The sequence below is a fragment of the Halobacillus sp. KGW1 genome, from assembly GCF_001592845.1.
GTDB lineage: Bacteria > Bacillota > Bacilli > Bacillales > Halobacillaceae > Halobacillus.
Genome location: NZ_LSOC01000002.1, coordinates 1,589,475 through 1,597,475 on the forward strand (window position 1 = coordinate 1,589,475; position 8,001 = coordinate 1,597,475).

8 protein-coding genes and 1 rRNA gene are annotated in these 8,001 nt (G+C 44.6%); 2 read left to right on the forward strand and 7 right to left on the reverse strand.

All coding sequences use genetic code 11. The features are described 5' to 3' along the window. Nucleotides 1-2: 2 nt before the first annotated feature. The 3 genes from thpR to AXG56_RS08925 are packed head-to-tail and all read right to left on the reverse strand — an operon-like array spanning nucleotide 3 to nucleotide 2,980. Nucleotides 3-563 carry an RNA 2',3'-cyclic phosphodiesterase gene (gene thpR / locus AXG56_RS08915; RefSeq protein WP_008635487.1) on the reverse strand — a complete coding sequence of 187 codons (561 nt, stop codon included), beginning with the start codon at nucleotides 561-563 and terminating at the stop codon, nucleotides 3-5. 18 nt (nucleotides 564-581) lie between these two features. Next, nucleotides 582-1,961, reverse strand: coding sequence for a dipeptidase PepV (gene pepV, locus AXG56_RS08920; protein ID WP_062514066.1), 1,380 nt, complete (start codon nucleotides 1,959-1,961; stop codon nucleotides 582-584). A gap of 2 nt (nucleotides 1,962-1,963) precedes the next feature. Continuing rightward, nucleotides 1,964-2,980: a potassium channel family protein gene (locus tag AXG56_RS08925; RefSeq protein WP_008635491.1), complete on the reverse strand. Its 1,017-nt coding sequence runs from the start codon at nucleotides 2,978-2,980 to the stop codon at nucleotides 1,964-1,966. 161 nt (nucleotides 2,981-3,141) lie between these two features. On the opposite strand from AXG56_RS08925, the gene AXG56_RS08930 reads away from it, so the two are divergent. Beyond that, on the forward strand, nucleotides 3,142-3,360 hold the full coding sequence (locus tag AXG56_RS08930; protein ID WP_008635493.1) for a DeoR family transcriptional regulator: 219 nt from the start codon (nucleotides 3,142-3,144) through the stop codon (nucleotides 3,358-3,360). A gap of 64 nt (nucleotides 3,361-3,424) precedes the next feature. Here AXG56_RS08930 and AXG56_RS08935 read toward each other — a convergent pair whose 3' ends face one another. After that, nucleotides 3,425-4,147, reverse strand: coding sequence for a pseudouridine synthase (locus tag AXG56_RS08935; protein ID WP_062514069.1), 723 nt, complete (start codon nucleotides 4,145-4,147; stop codon nucleotides 3,425-3,427). A 14-nt stretch (nucleotides 4,148-4,161) separates the two neighbouring features. Further along, a complete protein-coding gene (locus AXG56_RS08940) occupies nucleotides 4,162-5,769 on the reverse strand; it encodes a polysaccharide biosynthesis protein (RefSeq protein WP_008635502.1) in 1,608 nt (535 codons plus the stop codon). Nucleotides 5,770-5,873: 104 nt separating this feature from the next. Between AXG56_RS08940 and AXG56_RS08945 the strand changes: the two genes are divergently transcribed. Then, nucleotides 5,874-7,136, forward strand: coding sequence for an NAD(P)/FAD-dependent oxidoreductase (locus AXG56_RS08945; protein WP_008635503.1), 1,263 nt, complete (start codon nucleotides 5,874-5,876; stop codon nucleotides 7,134-7,136). A gap of 325 nt (nucleotides 7,137-7,461) precedes the next feature. Here AXG56_RS08945 and AXG56_RS19310 read toward each other — a convergent pair whose 3' ends face one another. Together AXG56_RS19310 and rrf are read right to left on the reverse strand one after the other, a co-directional pair. Next, the gene (locus tag AXG56_RS19310) at nucleotides 7,462-7,731 is read right to left on the reverse strand and encodes a hypothetical protein (protein ID WP_008635505.1); all 270 of its coding nucleotides are present in this window, start codon (nucleotides 7,729-7,731) and stop codon (nucleotides 7,462-7,464) included. A gap of 181 nt (nucleotides 7,732-7,912) precedes the next feature. Next, a 5S ribosomal RNA gene (rrf, locus tag AXG56_RS08960) occupies nucleotides 7,913-8,001 on the reverse strand; the annotation flags it as partial.

An 8,001-nucleotide genomic window follows, 5' to 3' on the forward strand; every position in this document is an offset into this window, starting at 1 on the left:
AGTTACTCCTTTATCCGTAATGGAATAGCGGCAATACATTCGTATTTCGGCTTCTGTTCCGGATGGATCTTATACACATTTACTCGTTCCACCATCATTTCTAAACGTTCTTGCAAAATGCCCGGTTCTGCTCCCTCTTCCAGCAGCGGTGATTTTCCTTCTGCCTGTTTCTTAGCAAGGGTGATATGCGGATAATACTTGCGGTTTTCATTGGGAAATCCCTGGCTCTTTCCACATTCCTCCACGAGTGATTTCATCTCTTCTAAAGAGGCTGGCAAGGATACTTCTGCATGAAATACCCGCGGCTTTACAGGATTACCGAAAAAACCTGCAGGACCGATTTGAAGAGGAAAAGGAGCCGGCCAATGTCGATGAAGCAAGTCAGAAAGCAAGGATTCTATTCTTTCATCGGAGCATCCTCCAAGAAACTTTAATGTAATATGGAAATCTTCTACCTCCGTCCAGACTTTATACTCCATGTGCTGCTTTAGCTCCTCCTGCATGGATACAAGCTCCTGACGTATAGGTTCACTTACGGGAATTCCGATAAAGTAATGGTTCACCGCTCCTCCTCCATTCTCTTATTTCGTTAGCTCATACAGGCTTGCTGCGTATATTTCCATTGCCCTTACCATATCAGCAATTCGGACATGTTCATCTTTCTGATGGGCAGTATCCGGGCTGTCATGGAACATAGCACCAAACGCGACTGCTGACTCCATCGTACGTGCATAAGTAGCTCCGCCAATTGATTGCACAGACGCTTCTTCACCGGTCACCCGGTTATAAACGGAAAGCAGTGTCGTAACAAAGGGGTGATCCTTCTCCAGGTGAATAGCGGGAAGATGATCATAAATACGCAATTTCCCTTCGTGTCTCCGAGCAGCTTCTTCCAATTTCCCGACGATTTGCTCATAATTTCCTGTCACCGGGTACCTGAGATTGAATCCAACTTGACATGCTTGACTTTCCCATTGAATAGACCCCAGATTACTGGTCAAGGCACCGGAAGCTTCATCCGACTGGGACACTCCCAGTCCTTCTCCATTTGTTGCATGGAATGTGCTGTGCAGGTAGTCGATCAATTGACGTTGAATTTCCGGCAGCTCTTCCGTCTGCAGAAAAGCCAGGAGACGGATGATGGCATTATTCCCTGTTTCCGGTCTGCTGGCATGGGCAGCTTGTCCATAGAGGGTCAAATGTATTTCGTCCCCGCCATGCTCTACTTTCCCCTCCAACGTTTGATCTTCCAAATAACGCTGGAACCGATCGGCCACCTCTTCCTCTGCCTTTACGCGCACAACTGCGTCCTCAGGTACCATATTTAATCGGTCGCCTCCTGTCAAGGAGACTATTTTTACAGCAGCACTTGATTCTCCTTCATGCACCGGGATTGTCAAATAAGCATCAAGCAGCCCTTTTTCTGCGTGAATGACAGGAAAAGATGCATCCGGAGTAAAACCTGTTCCGGGCATCTCTTCTTTCTTGAAATAGTGGGTAATTCCCTGCCAATCCCGTTCTTCATCCGTACCGAGAATGAGCCGTATCCGCTTATTTGGTTCAAAGCCTTTATCCTTAAGCATCTTCATGGCGATATAGGCGGCCATGACGGGACCTTTGTCATCCTGAGCTCCCCTGGCGTACAGATTTCCGTCTTTCACTACAGGGTTGAACGGTTCTGTGGACCAGCCTTCTCCGGCAGGAACGACATCCAGATGACCTAATATTCCTATTAACTCTTCCCCGTCCCCGAACTCTATATGACCTGCCTGGCCATCTACTTGTTTTGTCGCAAAACCATCCTGCTCTGCAATTTCCAGCATTTTCTGAAGTGCATCGTTGATCGGTTTTCCATACGGATATTCTTCACTCTCTTCATAGACACTCGGAATAGCCAACAGTTGTTTGGCCTTTTCAATAAACTCCTGCTCGTACATTTCGCTCCATAATTTGAAATCCATACTTATTCCCCTTTTGTAATGATGTGATTATATGTTTTTTTGTCGCAGACTACATAGAGTTCAGCATCTTCCGGCAGTTCCTGCTCCAGCTTACGATTAATTGCCAGGTCGTTTCTATCTGCAATCAGGGTTGCCCCTTCATTAAGCAAAGCTTCAAATGCATCGCGGTACTTTTTCCAATTGGAACGGACAGGCACATGAAACAAATCTTCGCCTACAGACCTTCGGAGCAATTGTCCATATATACCCGTGACCCCTTTGCGAAAAGCTGAACGCACAGCGAGAGAAGAAATCATTTCGTTTGACACGATGAACTCATCGACGTCCGCGTGTTTGAAATTAGGGATGTGTTTTTCATCCATCACTTCCACAATGGTATGGACGTGGGTGGATATCGATTCGATGGAAGAAGCGATCAGGAGCGTCTTCCCGTCTGCGGTTTGCTTGTCAGCCTGTTCATCAGCAAAGACAATGACGGCTTTGGCATAAGGAACATTGGCTTTCTGCAGTGTTGCAAGATCCGAAGCGTCCCCTTTTATGTAATGAATGTTCTCCGCGAGAACAGGTGCTGCGTTCAGTTGATCAATGAGGACGATCTCACATATTTCATCCGTATCCAGCATCTCTTTGACGGCATATTTTGCTTTTGAAGACCAACCGATAATGACGAAATGTCCCTTTTCTTTATACACAATATTCCCCTCCAAACGTTTTTTTCTGAAAACAGCAAGGCCGTCGATTATTTTTCCAATAACAATACCGATAAGTCCAATCCCGATCACATATAATAGGATAGCGATAAGTCTACCCGCGACAGTCACTGGATAAAAGTCACCGTAACCTACTGTCGTCACCGTTGTCATTACCCACCAGAAACCATCAAATAATGTCGGAAAGGTATCACTTTCCACAAGAACGATTAGAATGGTAGATAAGATAATGAGCAGGGCACTCGCACCAAACAATATGTAATTATTAATATGAACCATTTTCCTAAAGAACTTTCTTAACAGATACATCAAGCTTTCCTCCTATCTTAAATGTTCTGTAAATCCTTGTGAACGAAAGGTTAAGAAACGATTTATCGCTGGAACATTCGCATTTATTGTTGTAAAATGTAAACAAGTTCAGAGATTCACTAGCACCACAAGTTCCATAAAAACGAATAAGGAGTGGTTTTTTGAATCAACCATCATCCCGCATGCTCAACCGTATCAAGGCTGTCTACCTTTACATTAGAGACAGAGGTACAGTTACGACAAATGAGTTAGCAGATGAGTTCGGTATAACCGATCGTACGATGCAAAGAGACCTGAGCGTTTTGGAATACAACGGATTAGTTTCTAGTCCTCACCGTGGAAAGTGGACAATCACTGAAAAGAGAGTTAAAATATCCTGAACATAAAATGACTATATAGATGACACCCGGAAACTGGTTTCCGGGTGTTTTTTTGAATTACTTATTAATTTTGCTTCGTAATGTTCTGCAGATAATGGATCTCTTCCTCTGTCAGCTCCCGGTACTCACCGAGCTCCAGTTCTTCATCGAGAGCAAGTTCCCCCATGCGTATCCGCTTCAAATAAGTCACTTTCTTACCAACGGATTCGAACATCCTTTTCACTTGATGAAATTTCCCCTCCGTAATCGTCAGTTCGATTTCAGAAGTTGGACCGGCTGTGATAATGTTCAACTCGCCGGGTTTCGTATGGTATCCATCATCAAGTAGAACACCTTGGGCGAACCTACGGACATCCTCATCCGTCACTTCCCCTTCTATCACGGCGAAGTACGTTTTCCCTACGTCTTTCTTCGGTGAAGTAAGACGGTGGTTCAAATGCCCATCGTTAGTAATGAGCAAGAGGCCTTCCGTGTCTTTATCCAGGCGACCTACAGGAAACGGATCGAATACTTGATCCTCCGGCTGGAGAATATCGATCACAGTCATATCATGAGCATCTTCCGTAGCCGATATAAGGTCCCCCGGCTTGTTCATCATCAAATAGATGAATTCCCGGTATTCCACAGGCTCTCCCATGACCGTCACCTGGTCTATATCAGGATCGACGTGTGCTTTCGGGCTTTTCTCGGGCTCCCCGTTCACCCGTACATTCGATCCTTTCAAAAGCGCCTTGACCTCTTTTCTCGTTCCGTATCCCATGTTCGCCAGCAATTTATCAATTCTCACGTAAAAACTCCTTCTTACCTGCGTTTTAGAAATTTATCAAGGAAGCGGACTCTGCCCCCAAGAATTCGTTCGAGCAATGTTGTTTTATAAGCCATCCACAAATATGCGATACCACCGATGCCTATACTGAAGAGTAAGACGATCATCGCATGAAGTCTGTTTTCCGTAGGATCAAGAAACAGACTGAACAGCCATTTCACAGCGATCACCACGAAAGCCATAAGCACTGTTAAAATCAGCACCAGCAGCGTCCGTTTAAACAGCTGACGAAAGTCGAATTCGATCGTCGTGAAAATACGCCAGAAGTTTAGAACGACAGCGGCAGCAACGCCGATGCCTGTTGCTACGATGGCACCTTTTGCGCCCATTAGCTGGATGAGCCACCAGTTTAAGGCGATTTTCAGCATAATGCCTGTTCCAAGACTGACGACCGCGAAATTCTGCTTATTAATTCCCTGCAGAATGGATGAAGTGACCGTGTAAAGTGCCAGGAACAGTCCAACAGGAGCATACCAGCGAAGCAAGTCTCCGCGATAGGTAACCTCATCAACGCCGTAAAATGTTCCGTATGCTTCCAATGCTACGACGGAAAGCCCGACAACAGCAGGGATGATCAACAAAGCGACGATCTGTAATGCCTGATTGATCTGATGATTTAACCGGTTCATTTCATTTTTAGTAAACGCCTGGGTGATGGCGGGCAAGAGAGCAAGGGACAAGCCAAGACCAAGCGTCACCGGAATCATGATCAGCTTATGACTAAGGAAGTTGATTATAGAGAATGCATTATTGTATGCTTCTCCAGAAGCCCGGATCGCCTTCTCCATCGTAAACTGGTCGACTAGCTGATAAAGTGGTGTCGCGATACCGACAAGAATAAACGGTCCCGCATAACTAAATAATTCTTTGAACATTTCTTTATTGGACAAGCCGCTTGTGTACTCCTGTGCTTCCAGCTGGCGGTCCAAATACGGCTTACGCTTCCTCCAGTAGAGATACAGCACAAGGCAGGACGCAAGACCACCAATGAATGCAGCGAAAGTAGCGAAGCCCACGGCTCTAGGCATCGGACCCTGCATCAGCTGCATAATAACAAAGACAGAGCCGAGAAGGAAGACAATCCGTACAATCTGCTCGACCACCTGTGATACGGCCGTCGGTGCCATGGATTCATATCCTTGGAAGAACCCTCTGGTAATACTCATCGGTGGAATAACTAACAGAGCAAAACTGACCATTTGAATGACCATAGTAGCCTGGCCAAGTCTCTCTGACTCTTCTCCGATGGTCCATACAGCGACTTGTTCAGCCGAGAAGAACAACATGAGGAAAGCCAGGACACCGGTAATGGACATAAGCGTCATTCCGGCTTTCAGCATTCTTCTTCCCGTTTCATAATCACCTAACGAATTGTATTTAGAAACAAATTTAGAAACGGCGACAGGAACGCCCATACTTGATAAACTAAGAAGGATACTGTAAGGGACATAAGCGATGGAAAACAAGTCGGTCCCTTCCGTACCTACCATATTTTCAAACGGGACGGTATAGATCATACCAAGAAACTTCGATAAGAATGTTCCTGCTGTCAACAAAATGGTACCTTTAAGAATCTTCGACATAATTACCTTTTCACCTTCAATTTTATTGTAGAATCGACCTCATCTATTTTATCATAGATAATGGACAAACAAGGAATGATTGAACAAAAGAAAGGAAGACATTCATGAGTTATCAAGTTACCGTCATCGGCGGAGGACCATCTGGGCTGATGGCGGCTATCGCTGCAGCTGAACAGGGTGTGAAAACACTTTTGATCGATAAGGGAAGAAAACTGGGCACGAAGCTTGCTATATCCGGAGGAGGACGCTGTAATGTTACGAACCGGCTTCCGGAAGAAGAAGTGATTAAGCATATTCCGGGAAATGGAAAATTCTTATACAGTCCTTTTTCCGTCTTTAACAATCACGATATCATCGATTTTTTTGAAGGCTTAGGAGTAGCATTAAAAGAAGAAGATCACGGACGGATGTTTCCTGTAAGTAATAAAGCCAAGGATGTCGTCCAGGCATTATTGAACAGATTGGACGAGTTGGGCGTGGAAGTACGTAAAGAAACACCTGTGGAGGCCATCCATTATGGGGAAGAATCTCATCAAGTTCTTTTGAAATCCAAAGAAAAGATTGAAACAAAGGGACTGATCCTTGCTGTAGGTGGAAAAGCTGTCCCGCATACCGGTTCCACAGGGGACGGATACGCATGGGCGAAGAAAGCCGGCCACACCATTACGACTCTGTTCCCGACCGAAGTCCCTTTACTATCCAAGGATGCTTTTATTAAATCAAAAACACTTCAAGGATTGTCGCTAAGAGACCCGGCCGTCTCCGTTCTCAATAGCAAAGGAAAGAACATCGTTACTCACAAAATGGATATGCTCTTTACCCATTTCGGCATTTCCGGGCCGGCAGTTCTTAGGTGCTCCCAATATGTAGTCAAAGAATTAATGAAAGGGAACAAATCCGTTACGGTTGAAATTGACGCGCTCCCGGAAGAAAAAGAAGAACAAATCATTCAACAGCTTCAGAAGGAAACGAAAGATCAGGCAAAGAAAACCTTCCGAAATGTTGTAAAAGGGATGGTACCGGAGCGATTCCTTGATTATGTTATGGCTCAGGCGGACATCTCTCAAGAAGAAAAAGCCGCAAATATATCGAACCAGCAGCTTCGTTCCTTTGTCGGGTTGCTGAAGCATTTTCAAGTAAATGTTTATGATTCCCAGCCATTAGAGAAGGCATTTGTTACAGGTGGTGGAGTATCCATTAAAGAAATTGTCCCTAACACGATGCAGTCCAAACTTATGCATGGTTTGTATTTCTGCGGGGAAATCTTAGATATCCACGGCTATACAGGGGGATACAACATAACGTCTGCAATGGTTACAGGCCGTGTAGCGGGCATGCACGCCGCCTGGGAAGCAATGGGTTCATAAAAAATCGCGGAAAGGCACTATAAGCCTTTCCGCGATTTTCTTTGATTATATTCTTTTTCACGGCCTAATTCCTTATTGATAAGCTCCTGCATACCATCCCTGTCCTCTTTCTCAACAACAGGGTCATGTTCATCCCAATCTACTATATAGACGATATAGAATCTGCGTATTCTTCTGAAATATACCGTTGAGTTTGGAAATCGATCAAAGTAGCCGCGAACCATCTTTCTTCCGGAATAGCTCCATCTTACTAAATTGATAATTACCCCTCCGAACGTACATTCTCATCCAGAATTATACCGCGTTTCTGCGAGGTCATCAACCGTCACCAAATAAATACTAATCCCATGTATGCAAAAAGCACACCACTAACCAAATAGAGATACCCGTAAGCCTTTAATCGATCAAGCCTTGTTGTTACTCCAAATACACCAAGAATACACAACCAAATCGTTATAACAATAAATAGAAGGTGCTGCGATTCACTTATTGATTTTTGTTGTGAGAGAAGATAAAAACCGATGGGGATGAGAACCAATGCCCATAAATACTTCCAATTCCAATAGGTATTTCTTTTCCGCTCTAATTGTACCACTGGTCACACTCCCTGTTCTTCCATTATTTTTTCCTTTATTGTACCACATATATCCAACGTTTCTAGTCCATGCAGGATGGGAGGTTATCAATGACGGTAGAATGAAAGCATATTACAGGAATTATGAAAATAGCAAACAAAAAAAGTTTGCAACAGAAATACTGCTGCAAACTTTTAAGTGATGTGGCGACGTCCTACTCTCACGGGGATCTACCCGACTACCATCGGCGCTGAAGAGCTTAACTGCTGTGTTCGGCATGGGAACAGGTG